The organism is Streptomyces daghestanicus (genome assembly GCF_020521275.1).
GTDB lineage: Bacteria > Actinomycetota > Actinomycetes > Streptomycetales > Streptomycetaceae > Streptomyces > Streptomyces griseoviridis.
On sequence record NZ_BNDX01000016.1, the window covers coordinates 464,633 to 489,487 of the forward strand.

18 protein-coding genes are annotated in these 24,855 nt (G+C 74.7%); 8 read left to right on the plus strand and 10 right to left on the minus strand.

Annotated features, from left to right (window positions below; translation table 11 throughout):
* Positions 1 to 14: 14 nt before the first annotated feature.
* Positions 15 to 803 (minus strand): phosphatase, encoded by a 789-nt coding sequence (locus tag Sdagh_RS28845; RefSeq protein ID WP_189420291.1) that lies wholly within the window; start codon positions 801 to 803, stop codon positions 15 to 17.
* Positions 804 to 865: 62 nt separating this feature from the next.
* Positions 866 to 2,557, minus strand: a complete 1,692-nt coding sequence (locus Sdagh_RS28850) for a PucR family transcriptional regulator (protein WP_190077327.1) — start codon at positions 2,555 to 2,557, stop codon at positions 866 to 868.
* A 70-nt stretch (positions 2,558 to 2,627) separates the two neighbouring features.
* Here Sdagh_RS28850 and speB point away from each other — a divergent pair, with 70 nt between their 5' ends.
* Positions 2,628 to 3,596, plus strand: a complete 969-nt coding sequence (gene speB / locus Sdagh_RS28855; protein ID WP_189420296.1) for an agmatinase — start codon at positions 2,628 to 2,630, stop codon at positions 3,594 to 3,596.
* Positions 3,593 to 5,146 (plus strand): thiamine pyrophosphate-binding protein, encoded by a 1,554-nt coding sequence (locus Sdagh_RS28860; protein WP_190077328.1) that lies wholly within the window; start codon positions 3,593 to 3,595, stop codon positions 5,144 to 5,146. The genes speB and Sdagh_RS28860 overlap by 4 nt, the downstream gene beginning before the upstream one ends.
* Positions 5,147 to 5,162: 16 nt before the next feature.
* Here Sdagh_RS28860 and Sdagh_RS28865 read toward each other — a convergent pair whose 3' ends face one another.
* From Sdagh_RS28865 to Sdagh_RS28880, 4 genes are all read right to left on the minus strand, one after another.
* The gene (locus tag Sdagh_RS28865) at positions 5,163 to 5,972 is read right to left on the minus strand and encodes an endonuclease I family protein (RefSeq protein ID WP_189420300.1); all 810 of its coding nucleotides are present in this window, start codon (positions 5,970 to 5,972) and stop codon (positions 5,163 to 5,165) included.
* Between the two features lie 155 nt (positions 5,973 to 6,127).
* Entirely contained in the window at positions 6,128 to 8,284 is a 2,157-nt protein-coding gene (locus Sdagh_RS28870; protein WP_190077329.1) for an ArnT family glycosyltransferase, read from the minus strand.
* Between the two features lie 105 nt (positions 8,285 to 8,389).
* Entirely contained in the window at positions 8,390 to 9,886 is a 1,497-nt protein-coding gene (locus Sdagh_RS28875) for a sensor histidine kinase (protein WP_190077330.1), read from the minus strand.
* Positions 9,873 to 10,553, minus strand: a complete 681-nt coding sequence (locus Sdagh_RS28880; protein ID WP_190077331.1) for a response regulator transcription factor — start codon at positions 10,551 to 10,553, stop codon at positions 9,873 to 9,875. The genes Sdagh_RS28875 and Sdagh_RS28880 overlap by 14 nt, the downstream gene beginning before the upstream one ends.
* Positions 10,554 to 10,681: 128 nt before the next feature.
* On the opposite strand from Sdagh_RS28880, the gene Sdagh_RS28885 reads away from it, so the two are divergent.
* Positions 10,682 to 12,193 carry a glycosyltransferase family 39 protein gene (locus Sdagh_RS28885; protein ID WP_190077332.1) on the plus strand — a complete coding sequence of 504 codons (1,512 nt, stop codon included), beginning with the start codon at positions 10,682 to 10,684 and terminating at the stop codon, positions 12,191 to 12,193.
* Positions 12,194 to 12,311: 118 nt separating this feature from the next.
* Here the strand turns inward: Sdagh_RS28885 and Sdagh_RS28890 are convergent, their stop codons facing one another.
* The gene (locus Sdagh_RS28890; protein WP_190007620.1) at positions 12,312 to 12,956 is read right to left on the minus strand and encodes a dihydrofolate reductase family protein; all 645 of its coding nucleotides are present in this window, start codon (positions 12,954 to 12,956) and stop codon (positions 12,312 to 12,314) included.
* A gap of 292 nt (positions 12,957 to 13,248) precedes the next feature.
* Here Sdagh_RS28890 and Sdagh_RS28895 point away from each other — a divergent pair, with 292 nt between their 5' ends.
* From Sdagh_RS28895 to Sdagh_RS28910, 4 genes are all read left to right on the plus strand, one after another.
* Positions 13,249 to 14,298: an esterase-like activity of phytase family protein gene (locus Sdagh_RS28895; protein ID WP_190077333.1), complete on the plus strand. Its 1,050-nt coding sequence runs from the start codon at positions 13,249 to 13,251 to the stop codon at positions 14,296 to 14,298.
* 121 nt (positions 14,299 to 14,419) lie between these two features.
* Positions 14,420 to 18,139, plus strand: a complete 3,720-nt coding sequence (locus Sdagh_RS28900) for an ABC transporter ATP-binding protein (protein WP_189420314.1) — start codon at positions 14,420 to 14,422, stop codon at positions 18,137 to 18,139.
* A gap of 37 nt (positions 18,140 to 18,176) precedes the next feature.
* Entirely contained in the window at positions 18,177 to 18,575 is a 399-nt protein-coding gene (locus tag Sdagh_RS28905) for a hypothetical protein (protein ID WP_190077334.1), read from the plus strand.
* Positions 18,576 to 18,628: 53 nt separating this feature from the next.
* A complete protein-coding gene (locus tag Sdagh_RS28910) occupies positions 18,629 to 20,053 on the plus strand; it encodes a S28 family serine protease (RefSeq protein WP_189420319.1) in 1,425 nt (474 codons plus the stop codon).
* Between the two features lie 78 nt (positions 20,054 to 20,131).
* Here Sdagh_RS28910 and Sdagh_RS28915 read toward each other — a convergent pair whose 3' ends face one another.
* From Sdagh_RS28915 to Sdagh_RS28925, 3 genes are all read right to left on the minus strand, one after another.
* Positions 20,132 to 20,746, minus strand: a complete 615-nt coding sequence (locus tag Sdagh_RS28915) for a hypothetical protein (protein WP_189420321.1) — start codon at positions 20,744 to 20,746, stop codon at positions 20,132 to 20,134.
* A gap of 147 nt (positions 20,747 to 20,893) precedes the next feature.
* The gene (locus Sdagh_RS28920) at positions 20,894 to 22,735 is read right to left on the minus strand and encodes a glycoside hydrolase family 3 protein (protein ID WP_190077335.1); all 1,842 of its coding nucleotides are present in this window, start codon (positions 22,733 to 22,735) and stop codon (positions 20,894 to 20,896) included.
* Between the two features lie 109 nt (positions 22,736 to 22,844).
* A complete protein-coding gene (locus Sdagh_RS28925; RefSeq protein WP_189420325.1) occupies positions 22,845 to 23,762 on the minus strand; it encodes a LysR family transcriptional regulator in 918 nt (305 codons plus the stop codon).
* 99 nt (positions 23,763 to 23,861) lie between these two features.
* Here Sdagh_RS28925 and Sdagh_RS28930 point away from each other — a divergent pair, with 99 nt between their 5' ends.
* Positions 23,862 to 24,815, plus strand: a complete 954-nt coding sequence (locus Sdagh_RS28930; protein WP_226535929.1) for an EamA family transporter — start codon at positions 23,862 to 23,864, stop codon at positions 24,813 to 24,815.
* Positions 24,816 to 24,855: the final 40 nt, after the last annotated feature.

Below are 24,855 nucleotides of genomic sequence, written 5' to 3' on the forward strand. Positions count from 1 at the left end.
GGCGCGGACACGACCTAGAAGAGCCCCGCCTCCGCCAGCAGATACGCCGTCATCGGATCGTAGAAGCGGGGGCTGAGGACGTGGTCGTCCAGGGGGACCGTGACCTGCACGGTGCCCTCGGCCTCGGCGAGGAACAGCGCCGGGTCGTTGCAGTCGGCGTAGCCGCAGGAGTCGACGCCGTGCTGCCCGGCGTACCCGGCCCAGCCGTGGTCGGCGACGACCAGGTCGGGCAGCGGGCGGCCCTCGCGCTCCAGACCGGTCAGGATCGCCTTCATCGGCTCGCCGGAGTGGGTGTGCCACAGCGTGGCGCCGTGTTCGAGCACCGCCACGTCCGCGAACTGCACCACGTACCCCTCGTCCGTCTGCAACCCCTCCGGGATCACCACGATCTCGCAGCCGGCGGCGCGCAGCGCGGCGGCCGTCGCCCGGTGCACGTCCAGCAGCCCGCCGGGATGCCCGGTGGCGAACAGCACCCGCTGCGCGCTGTCCGCGGCCTTGCGCAGCCGCCCGGCCAGCCGTTCCAGTCCGGCGACGGTCAGCTCCGGGTCGATGGTGTCCTGCCCGTACCGGTACGCGGCGTCGTCGACGACGCCGACCCGCTCCGCCATCACCGCGAGCACGTCCTGCTCGTCGGTCCAGCGGTCGCCCAGCTCCAGGCCGAGCCAGTAGTTGCGGTCGCCGTTCGCCAGCTTGCGGTAGTGCGAGAGGTTGTTCTCGCGGGGCGTGGCGACGTCGCCCGCGATACGGGTGCGGGCGAGGTGTTCGAGGAGTTCGGCGCGGCTGGGTGTCCCGGGTATCGGCATGCCCCCCATTGTGGGGCAGCCCGCCGCCCGCGTCCCCGCCGTACCGCCCTGCGGGACGCGGTTCACCGCTGCCGCAGCGCGAACCACAGCTCCATCCGCACGTCCGGGTCGTCCAGGTCGGCCCCCAGCAGGGCCGCGCAGCGGGCGATGCGCTGCCGGACGGTGTTGCGGTGCACGCCCAGGGCGACGGCCGTGCGGTCCCAGCCGCCGTGCAGGGACAGCCAGGTCCGCAGGGTCTCGGGCAGCGCCGGGACGGCGGCGACCGGGGCGAGCAGCGCGCGGGCGTACGCGGCGGCCTCGCCGGCCGGGACCAGCGCGGACAGGGCGGGCCGGCCGGTGTGCCGCAGCAGGGGGACGCGGGTGGCGCGGGCGCGGGCCAGCGCGCGGGCCGCCTCGGCGTCGGCGGCCGGCCATCCGGCGGGTTCGGCGGGGGCGCTGACGCCCAGCGTCCAGCCGGGCTGCGGGGCGGGTTCCCGGGTGGCCGGGAGCAGCACGCGGACGACGTCCCCGGCGGGGTCGACCAGCGGTGAGCCGAGGGCGGCGCCCAGCGCGGCGGCCGTCACGGGGTCGGGGGCCGCCGGTCCGGTGGGCCGGGCGTGGACCACGTACCAGAGGGCGGCGGCGCCCCCGTCCGTGCGGTCACCCGCCCCGTCCGTGCGGTCACTCGCACCGTCCGTGCGGTCACTCGCACCGTCCGTGCGGTCACTCGCACCGTCCGTGCGGTCACCCGCACCGTCCGTGCGGTCACTCGCACCGTCCGTGCGGTCACTCGCACCGTCCGTGCGGTCACCCGCACCGTCGGCGCGGCCACCCGTACCGCCCGTGCCGTCGCCCGTGCCGCCGTCGCCGAGCAGGTGCGCGACCTCGGCCGGGGACGCGCCCAGCAGCAGCCGGACCAGGGCGGTGGTGCGCGGCTCGCCGGGCCGGGAGCCGGGCCGGCCGGTCAGCAGGGTGAGCAGGACGGCGGCGACCGAGGCGATGGTGTGGTCGCCGGACCGGCGCCCCGGCGTGGCGACGCCCAGCACGAGGCCGTCCCGGCCGCCGCCGAGGGCGTACGCGGCCAGGTGCTCGTCCCCGGTCACGGCGGTCGCCGTGGCGGACGGGCTCCGCGCGACCCGGCGGGCCAGCTCCGCCAGCGCCGGGTCCGGGGCCTCGGCGGTGCCGGCGGCCTCCGCGCCGTCCGGCCCGTACAGCACCGCCCGGCCGCCGAGCCGGGCCGCCAGCCGGTGCAGTACCGCCGGCACCGCGTCCGGACGGCCGGCCGCCGCCGTCAGGCTCTGCTGGGCCTCGGCGATCCTGCGCAGCTCGGCCAGCCGCTCCCGTGCCATCAGCTGCCACACCGCGCGGGCCACCGCGGCGAACGCCGTGCCCGGCCCCACCTCGATCAGCGGCAGCCCGCGCGCCGCGCAGGCCGCGACCAGCTCCGGCGGCACCCCCGGGTGCACCGGCGCGACCCCGAAGCCGAGCGCCGCGCCGCCCGCCGCGGTGATCCGGGCGGCGTAACCGTCCCAGTACGCCGCCGGGTCCGCCGCCCCCGGACCGTGCGCGCCCGCCGTCAGCAGCAGCTCACCGCCCAGCAGGTACGGGACCGGGTCGGCCATCTCGGACGCGTGCGCGCCGTGGACCACGGTGTCCCCGGCGGCGACCAGCTCGCGCAGGTCCAGGTCCTCGCGGGCGAGCAGCGTGGCGAGGGGCACCGGGGGTGTCGGCGGGACGGCCGGTTCCTGCGGGACGGACACGGATGGCCTTTTCATCTCGTCGGGCGGTCGGGAGTGGAGGAAACGTACACTTCGCAGCCGCGGTCCGGCCACCTACTGTCGAGGCATGAGCAGCCCTGAGACGCCCCGCGGTCCCGTCGACTCCTCCCGTGTCCCGCGCTTCGCGGGCCCCGCGACCTTCGCCCGGCTGCCCCGCCTCGACGAGGTCGGCCGCGCCGACGTCGCCGTGGTGGGCGTGCCCTTCGACGCCGGGGTCTCCTACCGGCCCGGAGCCCGGTTCGGCGGCAACGCCATCCGGGAGGCGTCCCGGCTGCTGCGCCCCTACAACCCGGCGCAGGACGCCTCGCCGTTCGCCCTCGCCCAGGTCGCGGACGGCGGCGACATCGCCGTCAACCCGTTCGACATCCACGAGGCCGTGGAGACGGTCGAGGCGGCGGCCGACGAGCTGCTCGCCACCGGCGCCCGCCTGATGACCCTCGGCGGCGACCACACCATCGCGCTGCCGCTGCTGCGCTCGGTCGCCAAGCGGCACGGCCCGGTCGCCCTGCTCCACTTCGACGCCCACCTGGACACCTGGGACACCTACTTCGGCGCCGAGTACACCCACGGCACCCCGTTCCGCCGCGCCGTCGAGGAGGGCATCCTCGACACCTCCGCCCTCTCCCACGTCGGCACCCGCGGCCCGCTCTACGGCAAGAAGGACCTCGACGACGACGCCAAGATGGGCTTCGGCATCGTCACCTCGGCGGACGTGATGCGGCGCGGCGTGGACGAGGTCGCCGACCAGCTCCGCCAGCGCATCGGCGACCGTCCGCTGTACGTCTCCGTCGACATCGACTGCCTCGACCCGGCGCACGCCCCCGGCACCGGCACCCCCGAGGCCGGCGGCATGACCTCCCGGGAGCTGCTGGAGATCCTGCGCGGTCTGGCATCGTGCAACCTGGTGTCGGCGGACGTCGTCGAGGTGGCCCCCGCGTACGACCACGCGGAGATCACGTCGGTGGCGGCCTCCCACACCGCCTACGAACTGACCACGCTCATGTCCCGCCGGATCGCGGAGGATCGCCCCAAGTGACGCACGACCACGACCTGGTACTCAGCCCGACCGCCGCCCAGACGGAGGCCGCGCTGAACCCGCCCGCCGGCCGCACCGGCACGGACCTGGTCGTGGAGACCCTCGCCGGGCTCGGCGCGGCCACCGTCTTCGGCGTGCCCGGCCGGCCCGCGCCCGGCACCTCCGCCGCCCTCGACCGCTCCGGCCTGAGGTACACCGGCCTGCGGACGGAGCACAACGCCGCCTGCGCCGCCGACGCCTACGGCCGGATCACCGGCGAGGCCGCCCCGCTGCTGCTGCCCGCCGGGCCGGGCGCGCTCGGCGCGCTGACCGCGCTCCAGGAGGCGCGGGCGGCGTCCGCGCCCGTCCTGGCGATCGGCTCGGGGGCGCATGCGGACTCCTTCCGGGGCGTGGTGAAGTCCGTCCACACCGTGCGCGCCGCGTCGGGCGTCCCGTCCGCTGTCGCGGAGGCGTGGCGGTCCGCGCTGACCGCCCCGCACGGCCCCGTGTGGGTGGACATCCCGCAGGACGTGCTGGCCGGCCCGGCCCCGCTGCCGGTGGTCACCGGGGTGGACGCCACCCCTGAGGAACTCGTCCCCCGGGTGGAGCTGACCGCCGTCGCCGCCGACCTGCTGACCCGTGCCGCACGGCCGGCGATCGTCGCGGGCGGGGGAGTGGTCCGCGCCGACGCCGCCCGCAAGCTGCGCCAGCTCGCCGAGCGCCTCGACGCCCCCGTCGCCACCACCTCCGGCGGCGCGGGCGCCTTCCCCCGGGCCCACCCGCTCTCCCTGCGGTCCTGGCCGGCCGACCGGGCCGCCACCGGCCTCCTGGAGGACGCCGACGTCCTCCTCGTCGTCGGCGCCGGGCTCGACGGGCTCCCCGTCCCGTTCCGTCCCCGGGGCCGGCTGATCCAGATCGAGGCCGACCCCGCCGAGCTGGAGGCCCGCCACCCCGCCCTCGGCATCCACGCCGACGCCCGCCTCGCCCTCCAGGCCCTGCTGGAGACGGCCGGCGAACGCACCGACCCGGCCGCCGGCGAGCGCGTACGGGCCGTACGGGACGCCGTACGGGACCAGGACAGCGGGGAGGACGGCCTTGAGCTGCGGGTCCTGGCCGCCGTCCGCCGCGCCCTGCCGTCCGCCGCGCCCTCCTTCTGGGACCCGACACCCCTCACCCACCGGGCCTGGGCCGCCTTCGACGCGAAGGCCCCGGGCCTCCTGCACTCGGCCCGCGGCGGCGGCCCCGGCTACGCCTTCCCCGCCGCCCTCGGCGCGGCGACGGCCGACCCGACCCGCCCGGTCCTCGCGGTGTCGGGCACCGGCGCCGTGCCCCGCTCCGTCGCCGAACTCGCGACGGCCCGTCAGTACGCCCTGGACGTCACCTGGCTGATCGTGGACGACGACGACCAGCCCGGCCCCGATCTCGTGGCCCTCGCCGTCTCCTTCGGTGTCCTGGGCGTACGGACCTCGCCCGAGGCCCTGGCGGCCGACCTCGCCGAGGCCCTGGCGGCGCCCGGCCCCGCGGTGGTCCACCTCCCGGTGACCCCGCGGACGCCGGCGCCCGCCGGCTGAGCCGGACCGGCGGTCCCTACCAGATCGCCTCGACCCATTCCGGGTGGTCGATGAACGGGTTGCGGTTGTGCTGGTAGCTGTCGTAGATGACCTGGTTGCGGTTCTCCTCGAAGGCGCTGGGCGGGTCCTCGTCGTTCCACGCCTTGAGGACGGCGAGCTTGCCGATGTACGGGTTGCTGCCGTTGCCGACCTTCTCGTTGGGCTCCAGGTCGGCCCAGCCGTCGTCGCCCTCGTAGCGCACGGCCATGTAGAGGATCATGCGCGCCACATCGCCCTTGTCGGCGTCGCGCGGCTCGAAGGAGTCGGCGTCGACGAGGCTGCCGCCGCCGTTGGCGACGGCGGAGCCGCCGTTGTCGAAGTCCAGGTTGCCGCGGATGCTGTTGACCTGGACGTCCGCCGGGCGCAGGTGGTGCAGGTCGGTGCCCGGACCGGTCGCCTCGCCGAAACCGCCGTGGGACTTGGCCCAGGTGTGCTCGCGGTTCCAGTCGCCGGCGTCGCCGCCGTTGAGGGACTTGCTGCGGGAGACGCCGCTGTACAGCAGGATCACCTTGCCGCTGTCGGCCGGGTCCTCGTCGGTCTCCTTGAGGGCGTTCCAGACCGCAGAGTAGGAGATCTTCGTCTGGGAGCTGATGATCGTGTGCAGCGAGGACTTGAGGGAGGTCCCCGTCTTGCCGATCGCGTTCTTGTAGTACGTCGTGTCGTAGTCGGCCGTCGCGGCCGTGGCCCCGGTGGCGGTCAGGGACGGCGCGGCGAGGGCGGTGAGGACGGCTGCCGTGGCGAGGGCGACGGCCCTCCGGCGGCGTTCGGGAATGCGTATCGCGAGCATGTGGGGTGTCCGATCTACGCGTGTTGCACGAAGGGATACCCCGAGACTGGCATGAACATGTAGAGCATGCGGTGTACATGACGTGTCGATCGCGTGACGACGGCCCCCGACCTGGGGGATCGGGGGCCGTACGGTCATCCGCGGTGCGCCCGCGCTCAGTTCACGTCGGAGGCGTCCAGCCGGTAGAGGCCCGAGGTGTCCTCGACGTCGGTGACCTCGGTGCCGTGCTCCCGCACCCACTCGGTGACCTCGGTGCTGAGCGCGGAGCCGCCGCCCATGCCCCCGCCCGTGCCGCCGCCGGACACCTGGATGTAGTGCAACTGGCCGTTCTTCACCAGGTCCTTGAGCTTGGCGAGGGTCATGGCCCGGTCGCTGCCGGACCAGCCCCACATGGAGATGACCGGCTCGCCGCTGCTGAGGATGAGCTGCGCGGCGCTCTGCGAACCGGACACGGCGAGCAGCCACTCGGCGCCGTCCTGGTGCTTCTTCAGATAAGCGACCAGTTCGGTGCTGGCACCGCCGCCCATGCCGCCGCCCGTGCCGCCGCCCGTGCCGCCGCCGGGCCCGCCGGCCGCCTCGCCGGACTGCCCGTCCGCCTGGCCGTCCGCCTGACCACCGGTCCGCCCGCCCGAGCCGCTCGGCGGTGTGCCGCCGGCCTCGGTGCCCGAACCGCCCGGTGACGTGGTCCCGCCCTGCGGGCCGCCCTCGGGCGGTTCGCCCCCGCCGGGGAAGCCGCCCGCCTGGTTCCGTCCGGAGCCGCCCGGCTGCTCACCGCCTCCCGGGAAGCCGGCTCCGCCCCCGCCGCCGGGGCCGCCCGTGCCGCTGCCGGTGGTCGGCCCGGCGGTCGGGTTGGTTCCGCCCATGCCGCCGCCCGAACCGGACGGCACCGACCAGGCGTACGCCGCCGGACCCGCCACCGACGCGATCACGGCCGCCGCGACGGAGACCGCCAGCAGCCTCGCCCGCCGCCCCGACCGGAACACCAGCAGCCCCACGATCGCCAGCGCCGTCACCACCGCGATCGCCGGCCACAGCCAGGTGTTCCAGCCGGCGGCCCGGCGCAGCAGCACGACCGCCCAGATCCCGGTGACGCCGAGGGCCGCCGGCAGCACCCACGCCCAGCGCCGGTCGGCCCGCAACGCGCGCAGCAACAGGTCGCCGCCGCCCCCGCACAGCGCCGCGATGCCCGGGGCGAGCGCGGTCGTGTAGTACGGGTGCATGGTGCCCTCGGCCATGCTGAACGTCAGGAAGTGCAGGACGGTCCAGCCGCCCCACAGCACCAGGGCGGCCCGGGTGAGGTCGGTGCGCGGGGCCCGCCCGCACCGCACCAGGCCCGCGACGAGCGCGATGCCCGCGAACGGCAGCAGCCAGGAGATCTGGCCGCCGAGCACGTCGTTGAACATCCGGCCGATCCCGGCGGTCCCGGCGAAACTGCCGCCGCCCCCGCCGCCCCCGCCGTTGCCCTCGCCGCCGAAGACGCGGCCGAGCCCGTTGTAGCCCGTGATCAGGTCCCAGGCCGTGCCGTCCGTCGAACCCCCGATGTACGGCCGTTCGTCGGCGGGCACCAGCGAGACGGCCGCCGCCCACCAGAAGGACGACACCGCCAGCGCGACGGCGGCCAGCGCCAGGTCGCGGACCTTGGCCACCCAGCCGGGCCGGGAGGCGTACACGTAGACCAGGAACACGGCGGGCAGCGCGATGTAGCCCTGGAGCATCTTGGTGTTGAAGGCGAGTCCGAAGCAGACCGCCGAGCCCAGCAGGGGGAGCAGCCGGCCGGTGCGGGTCGCCCGCAGGCCCAGCGCCGCGCCGCTCACCATCAGGAACACCAGCAGGGTGTCGGGGTTGTTGTCCCGGTTGATGGCGACGGTGATCGGGGTGAGGGCGAGCACCAGTGCGGCGACCGCCGCCGCGCCGTGGCCCCACACCCGCTTCACGGAGGCGTGCAGGACCCAGATCGTCGCCAGCGCGGCCGCGATCATCGGCGCCATCATCTGCCAGGTGCCGTAGCCGAGGACCCGGCACGACAGCCCCATGACCATCAGCGCCAGCGGCGGCTTGTCGACGGTGAGGAAGTTCCCCGCGTCCAGCGAGCCGAAGAACCACGCCTTCCAGCTCTCCGTGCCGCTGAGCACGGCGGCGCTGTAGAAGCTGTTCAGGCCCAAGGAGGAGAGGTTCCAGGAGTACAGCGCCGCCGCCAGGACGAGGATCGCCAGGAGCGCGGGCGACGACCAGCGCGGCGCGGCGGGCCTGTCGGCGGGCGGCGCCGCGGGCGCGGGAGCCGGGTGGTGGAGTGGATCGGTGGCTGAGGTCACCCGGCCACTGTCCACACCGGCGATGAGCGCGGACTGTCCCGCGCCTGGGAGCCGTCTGTGAATCGGGCGGCGCACCCGGCGGAGTGTGTCATTCCGCCGGGTACGTCATTCCGCGGGCGGAGCGGGGGCTCGGGGGAGACGCAGCCGGAAGCACGCTCCGAGGGTCCGGGGCGCGAGGGTGAGGGTGCCCCGGTGACGGTGGGCCAGGTCGCGGGCTATGGCGAGGCCCAGGCCGGTGCCGCCGCGGTCGCGGGAGCGGGCGTCGTCGAGCCGGACGAAGCGTTCGAAGATGCGCTCGGCGTCCTCGGGGGGCACGCCCGGTCCGTCGTCGTGCACCGTGAGGACGACCCAGGCGTCCTGGTTCCGGACGGTGATCTGGACGCGGTGCGCGGCGTGGCGGGCGGCGTTGTCGACGAGGTTGCGCAGCAGCCGTTCGTACGCGTCGGGGTCGCCGAGTACGTACGCGGGGGCGGTGTTCTCGCAGACGAGGGTCAACGGCCGGTCGAGCAGCGTGTGCTGCCCGGCGAGCCGGGCGGCGAGGGCTGTCAGGTCGACGGTCCCGGGGTCGGCCGCGGGGGCGCGGGTGTCGAGGCGGGCGAGGAGCAGCAGGTCCTCGGTGAGGGCCTGGAGGCGGCGGGTCTGCCGTGCGGCGGTGGTGGCCGTGGCGGGCCAGTCGGCGCGGTCCGGGTAAGCGAGCGCGACTTCCAGGCCGGCCAGCAGCGTGGTGAGGGGGCTGCGCAGTTCGTGCGCGGCGTCCGCGACGAAGCGGCGCTGCCGGGCGGCGGCGTGGTCGAGGCGCTGGAGGGTGCTGTTGAGGGTGGTGGCCAGGGCGGTGATCTCGTGTCCCGTGGCGGGCACGGTCACGCGTTCGCGGGGGTCGTTCGCGGTGACCGAGGCGGTGAGCACGCGGATGGCTTCGACCGGCCGCAGGGCGACGCGGACGGTGAAGTAGGCGACGGCGCCGATCAGTACGAGGCCGACGAGCCCGGACCGCAGCAGCAGGCGGTCGGTGGTCGCGGTGACCGCCTCAGCCGTGTCCGGAAGCTGCACCACGTAGACCCGCAGCGTGGCCTCGGCGCGGACGCCCAGCGCGGCGGCCTTGCCCCCGCTCAGCTCACCGGCCCAGATGTCGTCGTACAGGACCGGGTAGGTCCGGCCGGCCAAGCCGGCACCGCTCCTGGGGTCGTGGTCGCCGCGCGCCGGGATGCGCAGAGGGCGGATCGTGTAGCTCCACTCGGCACCGCCACGTGGTGGGGCGGAGAGCGCGGAAGGGCGGGGCAGCACATGGCGGGCGCCGGGACCGACGTCCTCCATGCCTCCGCCGGCGGCGACGGCGGTGCGTCGGCCGGTGGCGACGACCTCGTACGGCACGGCGCTTCTCCGGCTGGGAACCGAACCCTCCTTCAGCTGGTCGACGAGCGCGACAAGGTTCTTCCGGGCCTGTTCCTCGGCGATGTGCGTGCTCTGGCGGTAGACCTCGTGGTGCACCCACCAGCCGATGCCGGCCAGGACGGCGGCGGCGGCCGAGACGGCGGCCAGGGCCGCCCGGGCCCGTACCGAACGCGGCCACCAGCGGCGGCGTCGCCGCTCAGTCGCGCTCACGGTCGTCCACCAGCCGGTAACCGGTGCCCCGTACGGTCTGCAGGGACTGCCGCCGGAACGCGGTGTCCACCTTCCTGCGGAGGGAGCTGACGCGTGCCTCCACCAGGTTGGGGTCCTCGGCCTCGTCGGGCCACGCGTGGTAGAGCAGGTCCGCTTTGGAGACGGCCTGGCCCGCCCGGCGGGCCAGCAGTTCCAGTACGGCGAACTCCCTGGGGGTGAGGTCCACCCGGGTCCCGGCCCGGCGGCAGACCCGGCCGGCGACGTCCAACGAGAGGTCGCCCACGGCGAGGACGGGCGGGACGGCCGTGGTGGCTCGTCTGACCAGGGCCCGCAGCCGTGCGACGAGCACCAGGTAGGAGAAGGGTTTGGCCAGGTAGTCATCGGCCCCCGTGTCCAGGGCCTCCGCCTGGTCCCAGTCGCCGTCCTTGGCGGTGAGCACCAGGACGGGGGTCGCGTTGCCCTCCCTGCGCAGTTGCGCGCAGACCTTGTAGCCGTTGAGTCCGGGCAGCATCAGGTCCAGTACGACGACGGCGTACTCGCCGGTCCGGGCCATCCACAGCCCCTGGCGGCCGTCATGGGCGAGGTCGACGCTGTAGCCCTCGGCGGTCAGACCGGTGTGCAGGGTGTGGGCGAGGTCCACCTCGTCCTCGACGACCAGGATGCGCATGCGGTGCAGCATCGCACGGCGCCGGCCCGCCTTCCTGACCGTCCGGTCAGGTCGGGTCAGCGTCCGGTCAACGAGGTCCGGGCACGCTGGCGCGGTGTCGTCGCCCCTGCGGAAAGGCCCTGTCGCCGATGTCCCTCGATGCACGTGCCCCCCTCGCGCCCCGGACGGTCTCCCCGCCCGCGCCCGTCCGCCGGCGGTCACCGGTCCGGGCCGAAGCCCTGGTCGTCCTCGCGTCCTCGTCCCTCGCCCTCGCGCTGGGGCTCTGGGGCATCCGCAGGCAGAACACCATGTGGGGGGACGAGTCCGTCACCCACCAGCTCGCGCACCGCGATCTCTCGCAGATATGGCTCACCGCCCAGCACATCGATCTCGTCCACGCCCTCTACTACGCCGTGATGCATGAGATCTTCGGTCTCTTCGGCGACGGGCTGCTGACGTTGCGGCTGCCGTCCGTGCTGGCCACGTGCGTGGCCGCCGGCGGAGTCGGGCTCCTGGGGCTGCGCCTGGCGGGACCCCGCGCCGGGCTGCTGGCCGGGCTGGTGTTCCCGGTCCTCCCCCAGGTGCAGAAGTACGCGCAGGAAGGCCGCTCGTACGCCATGGTCTGCGCCCTGGTCACCTGGGCCACCTACGCGCTCGTCGTCAGCGTCCCGCACCGCGCCCGGTGGCGCTGGGCGGTCTACGGCTCCACCATGCTGCTGGCCTGCCTGCTCCACGAGTTCGCTGTCCTCGCCCTGATCGCGCACGGCGTCACCCTGGTCGTCTCCCGGGTTCCACGACCGGTGCTGAGAGCGTGGGGTGCGACCGCCGCGTGCGTGGTGGCCGGGCTGTCGCCGCTGGTGGTCCGCAGCGCGGGGCAGTCGGGGCAGGTGTCCTGGATCGACGGTCCGGTGCGGCTCCCCGAGTTCCTCGCCGTGACGGTCGTGGGGGTGGCGTGTGCCCGGACGCACCTGGGGGCGCGGGGGCCCGTGCGGCTCTCCGCGCTGGCCCTGCCGATCCTCGTGCTGCCGTGCCTTCTGCTGCTGGCCGCCTCGCTGGTCAAGCCCCTCTTCGTCGACCGGTACGTGCTCTACAGCAACATCGGAACCGCTCTGCTGCTGGGCGCCTGGGGGGACCGCTGCCGCCGGCCGGGCCGGTCCTCCCGCGTCACGTGGATCGCGGTGGTCGTCGTACTGGCCGCGCTCGTCCCGGTGAGCCCGTGGCTGCGGACGCCCCAGAGCCGGAGCAATGACGTCACCGCCATCAGCGCCGCCGTACGCGAGGAAGGCCGTCCCGGTGACGGGCTGCTCTACCTCCCCGGCCGGCACCGGATCTGGACCGGGGCACACCCCGAGGACACCCGGTCCCTGACGGACCTGGCCCTGGCACGGGACCCCGTCTCGTCGAACACGCTCGCGGGCGTCGAGCTGCCCGCCCGGGACATAGCGGCACGCATGCTGGACTTCGACCGGATCGTCGTGGTCCGCGGCCCGGCGGGCGCGTACACGCCGACCGACCCGCGGGAGGCAGCGAAGACCGGCACCCTGCGGCGCCACTTCCGCGAGCACGGGACCACCCGGGTCAACGGGGCGCGAGTCACCGTCTACGCCCGGGACCGAGGCCCGTCCCCGGAGGCCGGCCCACGATCCGGCAGCCCGAGGTGAGCCGCCGGTCCTCCCGTCCCTGCGGCCACGCCCCGGAGACGGTCCGACGGCCGACGGCACCCGGTCGGTCCGGCGACGCCGTGGACCGGCGCGGGGGGACCGGCGCGGCGCGCACCGCTCACCTCCGCCAGAACAGGTGGTGCGTGACGCCGCTCGGGCTCGGCACGACCTCCAGGTGGTAGCGGTCGGTCAGCTCACCGGGCGACTCCCACAGGCGCAGCCCCGAGCCGAACCGCACCGGCGAGACCGCCACGTGCAGGGTGTCGACCAGCCCGGCGGCGAGGAACTGCCGCACGGTGGTGACCCCGCCGCCCAGCCGGACGTCCTGGCCCCGCGCCGCCTCCCGCGCCCGCGCGAGCACCGCCGCCGGGTCACCGCCGACGAAGTGGAACGTGGTGTCGGAGAGGGTGACCGAGGGGCGTTGGTGGTGGGTGAGGACGAAGACCGGGGTGTGGAACGGCGGCTCCTCGCCCCACCAGCCCCGCCAGTCGTGGTCGGTCCACGGACCGCGCTGGGGGCCGAACTTGTTGCGGCCCATGATCTCGGCCCCGATGTTCCGCGCGAAGTCCCGGGTGAAGTAGTCGTCCAGGCCGCGGCTGCCGCCGGCATCGGTGCGCAGGGGCCAGCTCGCCGTGGCCCCGGCCCAGCCGAACAGCCGTTCCGCGCCGGGCAGCCCGAACGGGTTCTCCAGGCTCTGCCGCTCCCCGGCGGCCACCCCGTCGGCCGAGACGTTGAAGTTCATGACCCTCAGCAGCTGTCCCATGTCGCCTCCTCATGCCCGGTGCTCCACCGGTGCGTCGAAGCTCCACCGGTGCGTCGAAGCTCCACCGGTGCGTCGAAGCTCCACCGGTATGCCGAAGCTCCACCGGTGCGTCGAAGCTCCACCGGTATGCCGAAGCTCCACCGGTGCGTCGAAGCCCCACCGGTATGCCGAAGCTCCACCGGTACGCCGAAGCCCCACCCGTGCGTCGAACGGAAACGCCCCGGATCGACAACGGCCCGCGAGTTTCTTTCCGCGCCCACCCTCGGTCACCCGCTCGCCGTACCGTGCCGCCATGCACTCCCGAACCCCGCGCACCGCGCTCGCCGCGCTCACCGCCGGCCTGGCGACCGCCGCCTGTCTCACCGCCACCGCCACCGTGCCCGCCACCGCCGTGCCCGCCGCCCCGCCCGCGGCCCGCCACGCCTGCTCGTCCTCCGTCGCGATCGACGGCTTCTCCGACGCCCTCGACAAGACGGTGTACGAGGGCACCTACGTCGGCAACTTCTCCGCGCTGGCGGCGGACCGGCACGGCACCGTCGCCGCCCTCTCCGACCGCTCCTCCCTCTTCCGGCTGGACGCGGAGACCCTGGAGCCGAGGTCGGTCCTCCCGCTCGCCGACGAGAGCGGAGCCGCGCTGGACAGCGAGGGCCTCGTCGCCGACCGGGACGGCACGTACCTCGTGTCCTCGGAGACCGAGCCGTCCGTGCGCCGCTACTCCCGCACCGGCAAGATCCTCGACCGCCTCCCCGTGCCGGCGGCGCTGCGCACCGCGCCCGACGGCCGCGCCCGGAGCAACGGCAGCTTCGAAGGGCTGACCCTGCTCCCGGACGGCCGGACCCTTGTCGCGTCGATGGAGTACGCCCTCTCCGGCGACGACGCGGGCCTCGTCCGCGTCCAGACCTGGCAGCGGACGAAGAACCACCGCTTCCGGCTCGGCGCGCAGTACGCCTACCCCGTGGACGCCGGTCTCGGCGTGCCCGAGATCACCGCGACGCCGGACGGGCGGCTGCTGGTCCTGGAGCGCGGCTTCACCTCCGGCGTCGGCAACACCGTCCGCCTCTACCTGGCCGACCCGCGCCGCGCCACGGACGTCGGCGGCACCGAGACCCTCACCGGCACCGGCATCCGCACGGTGCGCAAGACCCTCCTCACCGACCTCGCCGCCTGCCCCTCCCTCGGCGCCACCGCGAAGCAGCCCCAGCCCAACCCGCTCCTCGACAACATCGAGGGCATGGCGGTCACCGGCCGCACCAAGGGCCGCCTCGACGTCCTCCTGGTCAGCGACGACAACCAGGGCCCGACCCAGACCACCCGCTTCTACCGCCTCCGCGTCCGCCTCTAGGCACCGCGCGGCACGGAATTGTTACGGCGGGATGAAATCCCGCACGGCCCGCGTTGGTGCCTTCCGGTAGATCAGGCAGGTCAGGCAGGTATGGCTGACCAGGACGACCGGAAGGCACCGTGTGGACGCGCAACGGGGATGGGCACGACGACTGGCGGGCTATGCCTGGCGCTACCGCAAGGACGTCGTCCTCGCCCTCGGCTCCTCGCTCGGCGGCATGGCCGTCCTGGCGCTCGTCCCGCTGATCACGAAGGTGATCATCGACGACGTCATCGGGGACGGGACGAGGGACATGGCCACCTGGGCCGGGCTGCTGGTCGGCGCCGCGCTCGTCGTCTACGCCCTGACCTTCGTCCGCCGCTACTACGGCGGCCGGCTCGCCCTGGACGTCCAGCACGACCTGCGCACCGACATGTACGACGCGATCACCCGGCTGGACGGGCGGCGGCAGGACGAGCTGTCCACCGGGCAGGTCGTCGGCCGGGCCACCAGCGACCTCCAGCTCATCCAGGGCCTGCTCTTCATGCTGCCGATGACCATCGGCAACGTCCTGCTGTTCCTGATCTCGCTGGTCATCATGGCGTGGCTGTCACCGCCGCTCACCCTGGTGGCGCTCGCGGTCGCGCCGGCGCTGTGGTTCATCGCCCGCCGCAGCCGCACCCGGCTGCACCCGGCCACCTGGTACGCGCAGGCCCAGGCGGCGGCCGTCGCGGGCGTCGTCGACGGCGCGGTCAGCGGCGTCCGTGTGGTGAAGGGGTTCGGGCAGGAGGAGCAGGAGACCGGGAAGCTCAAGGAGGTCGGGCGGAAGCTGTTCGCGGGACGGCTGCGGGCCGTCCGGCTGAACGCCGCCTACACCCCGGCCCTCCAGGCGGTCCCCGCCCTCGGACAGGTCGCGATGCTCGCCCTCGGCGGCTGGCTCGCCGTGCACGGCCACATCACCCTGGGCACCTTCGTCGCCTTCTCCACCTATCTCGCCCAGCTCGTCGGCCCGGTCCGGATGCTCGCCGTGGTCCTCACCGTCGGCCAGCAGGCCCGCGCCGGCACCGAACGCGTCCTGGAGCTGATCGACACCCGGCCGGTGATCGAGGACGGCACCCGCGCCCTGCCCGCCGACGCCCCCGCGACGGTCGAGTTCGACGACGTGTCCTTCGGGTACGACCCCGGGCGCCCCGTGCTCGACGGCCTCTCCTTCGAGATCCGGGCCGGTGAGACCCTCGCCGTGGTCGGCGCCTCCGGCTCCGGCAAGTCCACCGTGTCGCTGCTGCTGCCGCGCTTCTACGACGTGACCCGGGGCGCCGTCCTCGTCGGCGGGCACGACGTCCGCGAGCTGACGCTGGAGTCCCTGCGGGCGGCGATCGCACCGGTCCCGGAGGACTCCTTCCTCTTCTCCGACACCGTCCGCGCCAACATCGCCTACGGCCGGCCCGGCGCCACCGACGAGGAGATCGAGGCCGCCGCCCGCACCGCGCAGGCCGACGGGTTCATCCGGGAGCTGCCCGACGGCTACGACACCACCGTCGGCGAGCACGGACTGACCCTCTCCGGCGGCCAGCGCCAGCGCGTCGCGCTCGCCCGCGCGGTCCTCGCCGACCCCCGGCTGCTGGTCCTGGACGACGCCACCTCCGCCGTCGACGCCCGCGTGGAGCACGAGATCCACGAGGCGCTGAAGGAGGTCATGCGGGGCCGGACCACGCTGCTGATCGCGCACCGCCGCTCCACCCTGAACCTCGCCGACCGCATCGCCGTCCTCGACGCCGGGCGGCTCGCCGACCTCGGCACCCACGAGGAACTCCAGGAGCGCTGCGCCCTGTACCGGCGGCTGCTCACCGACCCCGACGAGCTGGGCGCCGTGTCGCCCGGTCACACCCTGCCGTCCGCCGAGCCGGCCGAGGACACCTCGGTCCGGGACGAGCTGGACGCCGAGTTCGACGCCGAACGCGGCATCACCCCGCGCCTGTGGACGGGCGAGCGCCGGCCCCGCGACGCCGCCCTCGCCGGCACCCCGGCCACCCCCGAACTGCTCGCCCAGGTCGAGGCGCTGCCGCCCGCCACCGGCACCCCGGACGTCGACGAGGAACAGGCGGTCCGGCCCGAGGAGTCCTACGGACTGCGCCGCCTGCTGCGCGGCTTCGGCCGGCCCCTGCTGGTCAGCCTCGCCCTGGTCGCCGTCGACGCCGGCATGGGCCTGCTGCTGCCGGTGCTCATCCGGCACGGCATCGACGACGGCGTCACCCGCCTCGCCCTCGGCGCGGTCTGGGCGGCGTCCCTGCTCGGCCTGCTCGCCGTGCTGGTCCAGTGGTGCGCGCAGACCGGCGAGATCCGGATGACCGGCCGGACCGGCGAACGCGTCCTGTACGCGCTGCGGCTGAAGATCTTCGCCCAGCTCCAGCGGCTCGGCCTGGACTTCTACGAGCGCGAGCTGACCGGCCGGATCATGACCCGGATGACGACGGACGTCGACGCGCTGTCGACGTTCCTCCAGACCGGGCTGGTCACGGCGTTCGTCTCGGTCGTCACCTTCTTCGGCATCATGGTCGTGCTGCTGGTGCTCGACCTCCAGCTCGCCCTCGTCGTCTTCGCCACCCTGCCCCCGCTGATCATCGGCACGTACTTCTTCCGCCGGGCGAGCGTGAAGGCGTACGAACTGGCCCGGGAGCGGGTCTCCGCGGTCAACGCCGACCTCCAGGAGACGGTGGCCGGACTGCGGATCGTGCAGGCGTTCGGGCGGGAGCGGGACGGCGGGCGGCGGTTCGCCGAGCGCAGCCGCAGCTACCGGCAGGCCCGGGTCCGCGGCCAGCTGCTGATCTCGGTGTACTTCCCGTTCGTGCAGCTGCTGGCGTCGGTGGCCGCGGCGGCCGTGCTCGTCGTCGGCGGCGGCCGGATCGACGACGCGACGCTGACCACCGGCGCGCTGGTGGCGTACCTGCTCTACATCGACCTGTTCTTCGCCCCCGTCCAGCAGCTCTCCCAGGTCTTCGACGGTTACCAGCAGGCGTCCGTCTCGCTGGGCCGCATCCAGGAGCTGCTGCGCGTGCCGACCTCCACGCGGGCCGCCGAGAAGCCGCTCGACGTGCCGTCGCTGCGGGGCGAGATCGCCTTCGAGGACGTGCGGTTCGCCTACGGGGACGAGGAGGAGGCCCTCGTCGGCGTGGACCTGCGCATCCCCGCCGGGCAGACCGTCGCCTTCGTCGGCGAGACCGGCGCCGGCAAGTCGACGCTGGTGAAGCTGGTCGCCCGGTTCTACGACCCGACCGGTGGCCGGGTCACCGTCGACGGGCGGGACCTGCGCGACCTCGACCTGACCGCCTACCGGCACCGCCTCGGCGTCGTCCCGCAGGAGGCGTACCTGTTCCCCGGCACCGTCCGCGACGCCATCGCCTACGGCCGCCCCGACGCCACCGACGCCGAGGTGGAGGCCGCGGCCCGCGCGGTCGGCGCCCATGAGATGATCGCCACCCTCGACGGCGGCTACCTCCACGAGGTCGCCGAGCGCGGCCGGAACCTCTCCGCCGGGCAGCGCCAGCTCATCGCACTGGCCCGCGCCGAACTCGTCGACCCGGACATCCTGCTCCTGGACGAGGCGACCGCCGCCCTCGACCTGGCCACCGAGGCCCAGGTCGACCAGGCCGCCGACCGGCTCGCCGGGCGCCGCACCACCCTGGTCGTCGCCCACCGGCTGACCACGGCCGCCCGCGCCGACCGGGTCGTGGTGATGGACGGCGGCCGGGTCGCCGAGGACGGCACCCACGAGGAACTCCTCGCCCGCGGCGGCCGGTACGCGCGGCTCTGGCGGGCCTTCACGGGCGCCGCCGAACCGGAGGAACCGGTCGGGGTCGCCTGAACGTCGTACACCAGTACGGCCACATCGCTTACCTGACATGAAGGGATCAAGGAGAGTGGGCATACGCAGACGGCTGGCGCTCGGCACGGCCGTACTGACCGCCGCCGGACTGCTCGTCGTCACCGCACCGCCGCAGCAGGCGCAGGCCGCCGCGCCCTGCCCCGGCCGCAAGGCCCGCACGCTCCCGTTCTCCACCGGCTCCGTCGCCGTCTACAAGAGCGGCGGCTACGTCTGCGCGGTCACCCTTCCCAAGAAGCCCGGCACCAAGCGGAAGATGTCCGTCAGCCTGCGGGCGCGCGGCGGCCGGCCGGTCGTGGACGAGGGCCGGTACGCCTACCGCGCGGGCCCGGTGACCGTGCACGCCGGGCGGCGTTGCGTATGGGTGACGGGCGCCGTGGGCGCCGGGAAGGTCAGCTCCGGCTGGATCCTGTGCTGAGGCACAGGCTTCTGCTAGCTTCCGGCGGACGTCAGTTACCCAGGGGAGGGTAAATGCGCAAGGCGCTCAGATGGCTGCTGGCGCTGGCGGTGCTCATAGGCACCGTCGGTACGGCAGGGACCGCCACCGCGGCCGGGCCGGAAGCCACCGACATCAAGGACAGGCTGCTCGCCGTGCCGGGGATGAGCCTGATCGAGGAGAAGCCGTACCCCGGTTACCGCTTCTTCGTCCTGAACTACACCCAGCCGGTCGACCACCGGCACCCGTCCGAGGGCACCTTCCAGCAGCGGATCACCGTCCTGCACAAGGACACCGCCCGCCCGACGGTCTTCTACACCGGCGGCTACAACGTCTCCACCACGCCCGGCCGCCGCGAGCCGACCCAGATCGTGGACGGCAACCAGGTCTCCATGGAGTACCGCTACTTCACCCCGTCCCGGCCCCGGCCGGCCGACTGGTCCAAGCTGGACATCTGGCAGGCCGCCAGCGACCAGCACCGTATCTTCAAGGCCCTGAAGAAGATCTACTCCGAGAAGTGGATCTCCACGGGCGGCTCCAAGGGCGGCATGACCGCCACCTACTACGAGCGCTACTACCCGCGTGACATGGACGGCGTCGTCGCCTACGTCGCCCCCAACGACGTGGTGAACCAGGAGGACTCGGCGTACGACCGGTTCTTCGAGACCGTCGGCACGCCCGAGTGCCGCGCCCGGCTGAACGGCGTCCAGCGCGAGGCCCTGGTGCGCCGCGCGGCCCTGGAGGAGCGGTACACGGCGTACGCCGCGGAGAACGGCTACACCTTCGACACCATCGGCGGCCTCGACCGTGCCTACGAGGCCGTCGTCCTCGACTACGTCTGGGGCTTCTGGCAGTACAGCACCCTCGCGGACTGCGCGGACATCCCGGCGAACGCGGCGAACGCCACCGACGAGGAGATCTGGACCAGCGTCGACACGATCTCCGGCTTCTCCGCCTACACGGACCAGGGCCTTGAGCAGTACACGCCGTACTACTACCAGGCCGGCACCCAGCTGGGCGCCCCCACCATCCGCTTCCCGCACATCGAGCAGAAGTACATCCGCTACGGCTACCAGCCGCCGCGCAACTTCGTGCCCCGCTCGATCCCGATGCGGTTCCAGCCGTTCGTGATGGACGACGTGGACGCCTGGGTCAGGCACAACGCCCGGCAGATGCTCTTCGTCTACGGCGAGAACGACCCGTGGGGCGCCGAGCCGTTCCGCCTCGGCCGCGGCGCGCGCGACTCCTACGTGTACACCGCGCCCGGCATGAACCACGGCGCCAACGTCGCCGGACTGCCGGCCGGGCAGAAGGCCCTCGCCACCGCCCGCATCCTCGACTGGGCGGGCGTCGCCCCGGCCGCGGTCGAGGCCGACCCGTCGACGGCCAGGCCGCTGGCGGCGTACGACGCCCGCCTCGACCGCCGGGACGTCGAACGCGAGCCCGCACTGCGGCCGTGAGCCGGTAGGCCCGCGAGCCGGCGGGTGCGAGGACCGGCGGGTGCGAGGACCGGCCCGGGTGAGAGCCGGTGGCGGCTCTCACACCGGCCGGGCGCAGCCCACCGGACGCTCCCCGCCGAGCCGGACGTACAGTCCGGTCCCGGCGGGGCAGCGCGCCCGGTCGGTCACCGCGTCCGTCACCCGGTAGCCGGGCGCCCGGCCGCCCGTGCCGGCGCAGGCCGTCTCCCGGACCTCGCCGGGCCCGGCCTCGTACACGCAGTCCCCGACGACGGTGCGCGGGCCGCCGCCCTCACCGGGGTCGCCGGGGTGCGGCGGCCGGAGGTTGCGCATACAGGCGTAGCCGCCCGCCACCAGCCCGTCGCCGTCCTCGTCGGCGGACGGCCGCGACTCGCTGATGTGCAGCACGAAGTCGGTGGCCGCCGGGCACGGCGGTCCGTTCTCCGCCCGGTCGTCGTGCCGGGCCACCACCCGCGCCGCCGCGCGCTCACCGGCGCACGGCACCTCGGCGGCCCGGGTCGCGCCGGACGAGGAGCACTCGCCCACCGCGAGGAACACCGCCCCGTACCCGGACGGCCGGACCGCCGTCGCGGACGCGGACGGCGTCGTACCGGGCGTGTTCTGACAGCCCGTCAGCACCAAGGCGGCGCACAGCGCGGACGGCACCACCCGGGACCCGCTCCCGCTCCACCCCATCGCCGCCCTCCGGACGTTCCCCGAGGGCTTCCCGCACGCCCCCCGGCCACCGTCCAGCGTGACCCGCCGGGAGGGCCGCGCGCCAGACGCGCGGGGGCGCGTCCCGCCGGGGCGCGGGGCCCGCCCCCGGCGCGTGACGGACCCGCGCTACGCCCGGTACGACAACCCGTGTCCGACCGGCAGCAGCACCGCCGCCGGGTCGTCCGCGCGCGGCACCGGCACCGGCAGTTTGCCCCGCGGCCGGACCCGCCCGGCGATCACCCGGGCCGCCGCGCGCACCTCGACGTCGGTCCAGCCGTAGGCGGCCAGCACCGCCGGGGCCCCGGGCAGGTGGGCGACGTCGTACGGGTTGCGGACGGCGACCGCCACCACCGGCCGGCCCGTCGCCGCCAGCTCCCGCACCAGCGCCGCCTGCCGGCTGCCCGCGGTGACGTTGTACGTGGCGACGACCACCGCGTCCGCGTCCCCGGCCGCCGCGACCGCCCGCGCGACGACGGCCGCCGACGGGGAGGTCCCGGTGGACAGGGCGGTGGCGGTGAAGCCCAGCTCGGTCAGGGCCTCCGCGAGCACGCCGGTCGGCGGGCCGGTCGTCCCGGTCGGCGAGGCCGGGTCCGCGCCGGCGACCAGGAGCCTCGGCGTCCGGCGCCGGGACAGCGGCAGCAGCCCGCCCTCGTTGACCAGCAGCGTGGTGGTCCGCTCGGCGATCCGGTCGGCCGCCGCGAGGTGTGCCCGGCAGCCCACCGTGCGCGCCACCTCCCGCCGCGAGGTGTACGGGTCCCGGAACAGCCCCAGCCGCGCCTTCAGCCGCAGCACCCGCAGGACCGATTCTTCAAGCCGGGCCTCGGTGAGTTCGCCCTCGCGCACGGCGGTCAGCACCGCGTTCCAGGCCAGGCCCAGGTCGGGCGGGTTGAGGAGCTGGTCGACGCCCGCCTTCAGCGCCAGCACCGGCACCCGGTCGTCGCCGTACTTGGTGCGGACGCCCTCCATGGCGAGGGAGTCGGTGATCACGACCCCGTCGTAGCCCAGCTCGTCGCGGAGCAGGCCGGTGAGGATGGGGCGGGAGAGGGTCGCGGGGTCCCCGGAGTCGTCGAGCGCCGGGACCATCAGGTGCGCGGTCATGATCACGTCGACGCCGGCCTCGATCGCGGCCCGGAACGGCGGCGCGTCCAGCCGCGCCCACTCGGCGCGGCTGTGCGTGATGACGGGGAAGCCGGTGTGGCTGTCGACGGCGGTGTCCCCGTGGCCGGGGAAGTGCTTGGCGCAGGCGGCGACGCCCGACCCCTGGTAACCGGCGACCTGGGCGGCCACCAGCCCGGCCACCGCCGCCGGTTCGGAGCCGAAGGAGCGCACGCCGATCACGGGGTTGGCCGGGTCCACGTTGACGTCGGCGTCGGGGGCGTAGTCCTGGCGGATGCCCAGCGCGCGCAGCTCGGCCCCGGAGATCCGGCCGAGGGCGCGCGCGTCGGACCGGGAGCCGCCGGCCCCGACCGCCATCGCGCCGGGGAACAGCGTGGCCGGGGCGCCCACCCGGGCCACCGCGCCGTGCTCCTGGTCGGTGGAGATCAGCACCGGCAGCCCGCGCTCCGCCGCCAGGGAGGCGCGCTGGATGCCGTCCGACAGGGCGGCGATCTGGTGCGGATCGCGGGTGTTGTGCGCCCAGGCGAAGTAGATGACGCCGCCGACCCGGTACTTCGCGATCAGCTCGGCGGCCGTGCGGACGCCCAGCTCCTTCAGGTTGGCGTCGGCGTCGGCCGGGTCGGGGTCGGTGGCGGAGTGGCCGTAGACCCGCGTCACGAAGAGCTGGCCGACCTTCTCCTCCAGGGACATCCGGGAGACGAGGGAGCGGAGGGTGTCGTCGTCCGGGGCGCCGGAGGTCTCCCGCGCCGAGGCGGTGCCGGTGGCGAGGGCGGCCGCGGTGACGCCGGCACCGGCGGCGAGGAGGGTACGTCTGGAGGGCTGTGCGGCGCTGGACGTGCTGCTGTGGGGCACGTGCGCTCCTTCCGGACTGAAGGAAACTTCCGAGAGGCCAGCAATATCCGGGAAGTTTCCGCCGGTCAAGACAGTGGGCGCACGCGGCGTGGGGGAGCGGCGCGGCCCGTCAGCCCCGGGTGCGGGCCGCGACCTCCGGCCAGTGCGCGCGCAGCGTCCGCACCGTCTCCGCGATGGCCGGCCGCCCCGCCGCCCCCGTGCGCCACAGCGCGTACAGCCGCCGCACCGGCATCGGGTCGAGCGGCACCTCCACCACCCCCGGGGGCAGCGGCCCGCGTCCCAGGCGGGGGATGAGCGCGACGCCGAGCCCGGCGGCGACCAGCGCGACCAGCGTCGGGTTCTCGTCGGCCTGGTGCACGATGTCGGGCTCGTGCCCGGCGGCCCGCAGCGTGCGCACCAGCCAGTCGTGGCAGACCCGGCCCGGCGGCTGGCAGATCCACCGCTCGCCGCCGAGTTCCTCCCGCCGTACCGCCGCCCGCCCCGCCAAGGGGTGTCCCTCGGGGACCAGCAGATCGCACAGGTCGTCCCCGATGACCGCCTGTTCCACCCCGGCCGGGGCGGGCAGCGGCGCGATGTCCCAGTCGTGCGCCACCACCAGGTCGACCGCGCCCTGGGCCACCAGACCGACCGACAGATGCGGATCGACCTCGGTCAGCCGCGCGTCCAGCGCCGGGTGCTCCCGGGCGAGCCGGGCCAGTACGCCGGGCAGCAGCCCGCGCGCCGCCGAGGCGAACGCGGCGATGGTCAGCCGCCCGGCGGGCCGCCCCCGCCGCTCCTCCAGCTCCGTCTCGGCCCGCTCCACGATGGCCAGCAACTCCCGCGCGGTCTCGGCGAGTTGCCGGGCCTCGGCGGTGAGCCGCACCCCGCGCCCCTCCCGTTCGAGGAGCACGGTCCGGGTCTCCCGCTCCAGCTTGGCGATCTGCTGGGAGACGGCCGAGGGCGTGTAGCCCAGCGCGCCGGCGGCGGCGCCGACCGTGCCGTGCACCGAGACCGCGTGCAGCGCGCGCAACCGCTGAAGATCGAGCACGGAATCCTCCCGCGGACTGCCACCGATAAGCCGTGCTTCATCCAACCATGCAGCAATCATCGCTGGTGCTTCACGGTCGGTGGCGGCCATGCTCGGCGCATGCGACCGTCCCACCTCTTCCTCGCCGTCCTCGTCGCCGCCGTCTGGGGCGTCAACTTCACCGTCATCGAGATCGGCCTCGACCACTTCCCGCCGCTCCTCTTCTCCGCCCTGCGGTTCCTGGTCGCGGCGCTCCCCGCCGTGTTCTTCGTGGGCCGCCCCAAGGTGGCGTGGAAGTGGATCGTGGCGGTGGGGATGGTGCTGGGTGTCGCCAAGTTCGGCCTGGTGTTCGTCGGCATGGACGCGGGCATGCCCGCCGGGCTCTCCTCCCTGGTGCTCCAGATCCAGGCGGTGTTCACGGCCGTCATCGCCGCCGCGGTCCTGGGGGAGCGGCCCACGCGGGTCCGGGTGACCGGCATGGCGGTGGCCCTCGCCGGCATCGGCGTCGCCGCCTGGGACGAGGGCGCCTCGGGGCCGCTCGGCGCCTTCGCCCTGGTCGTCGCGGCGGCGGCCTGCTGGGGGGTGTCCAACGTCCTGACCCGCAAGGCGTCCCCGCCGGACGCGCTCAACTTCATGGTGTGGGTCAGCACCGTCCCGGTCCTGCCGCTGCTGGCCCTGTCCCTGCTGACCGAGGGCTCCTCCCGCGACCTGGCGGCACTGCGCGCCCTGGACTGGCAGGGCGCCGGCACGCTGGTCTTCGTCGCCTGGATCTCGACCGTCTTCGGCTTCGGCGCCTGGGGCTGGCTGCTGCGCCGCCACCCGGCCTCCGCGGTCGCCCCGTTCTCCCTCCTGGTCCCGGTCTTCGGCATGTCCTCGGCGGCGCTCTTCCTGGGCGAGTCCGTCTCCCCGGCCCGCTGGTGCGCTGCGGCCCTGCTGGTCGGCGGAGTGGCCCTGACCTCCCTCGCCCCCCGGCGTCGGCCCGCGTCCCCGCCCGACGCCGGCGAGACGGCGCCCGGGAAAGCGCCGATCCGTTCTTCCGACCATGCGGAGAGCCCTCTTACCGCCACTCGATAAGCCCTTTTTCCGGCTTATGGTTCACCCGTGTGCCGCGCAT

Excerpts from the sequence above, each read along its gene's own strand:
- Sdagh_RS28845 (WP_189420291.1), bottom strand. The coding sequence starts at position 803 with ATGCCGATACCCGGGACACCCAGCCGCGCCGAACTCCTCGAACACCTC.
- Sdagh_RS28850 (WP_190077327.1), bottom strand. The coding sequence starts at position 2,557 with ATGAAAAGGCCATCCGTGTCCGTCCCGCAGGAACCGGCCGTCCCGCCG.
- speB (WP_189420296.1), top strand. The coding sequence starts at position 2,628 with ATGAGCAGCCCTGAGACGCCCCGCGGTCCCGTCGACTCCTCCCGTGTC.
- Sdagh_RS28865 (WP_189420300.1), bottom strand. The coding sequence starts at position 5,972 with ATGCTCGCGATACGCATTCCCGAACGCCGCCGGAGGGCCGTCGCCCTC.
- Sdagh_RS28880 (WP_190077331.1), bottom strand. The coding sequence starts at position 10,553 with ATGCGCATCCTGGTCGTCGAGGACGAGGTGGACCTCGCCCACACCCTG.
- Sdagh_RS28885 (WP_190077332.1), top strand. The coding sequence starts at position 10,682 with ATGTCCCTCGATGCACGTGCCCCCCTCGCGCCCCGGACGGTCTCCCCG.
- Sdagh_RS28890 (WP_190007620.1), bottom strand. The coding sequence starts at position 12,956 with ATGGGACAGCTGCTGAGGGTCATGAACTTCAACGTCTCGGCCGACGGG.
- Sdagh_RS28895 (WP_190077333.1), top strand. The coding sequence starts at position 13,249 with ATGCACTCCCGAACCCCGCGCACCGCGCTCGCCGCGCTCACCGCCGGC.
- Sdagh_RS28905 (WP_190077334.1), top strand. The coding sequence starts at position 18,177 with ATGAAGGGATCAAGGAGAGTGGGCATACGCAGACGGCTGGCGCTCGGC.
- Sdagh_RS28910 (WP_189420319.1), top strand. The coding sequence starts at position 18,629 with ATGCGCAAGGCGCTCAGATGGCTGCTGGCGCTGGCGGTGCTCATAGGC.
- Sdagh_RS28915 (WP_189420321.1), bottom strand. The coding sequence starts at position 20,746 with ATGGGGTGGAGCGGGAGCGGGTCCCGGGTGGTGCCGTCCGCGCTGTGC.
- Sdagh_RS28930 (WP_226535929.1), top strand. The coding sequence starts at position 23,862 with ATGCGACCGTCCCACCTCTTCCTCGCCGTCCTCGTCGCCGCCGTCTGG.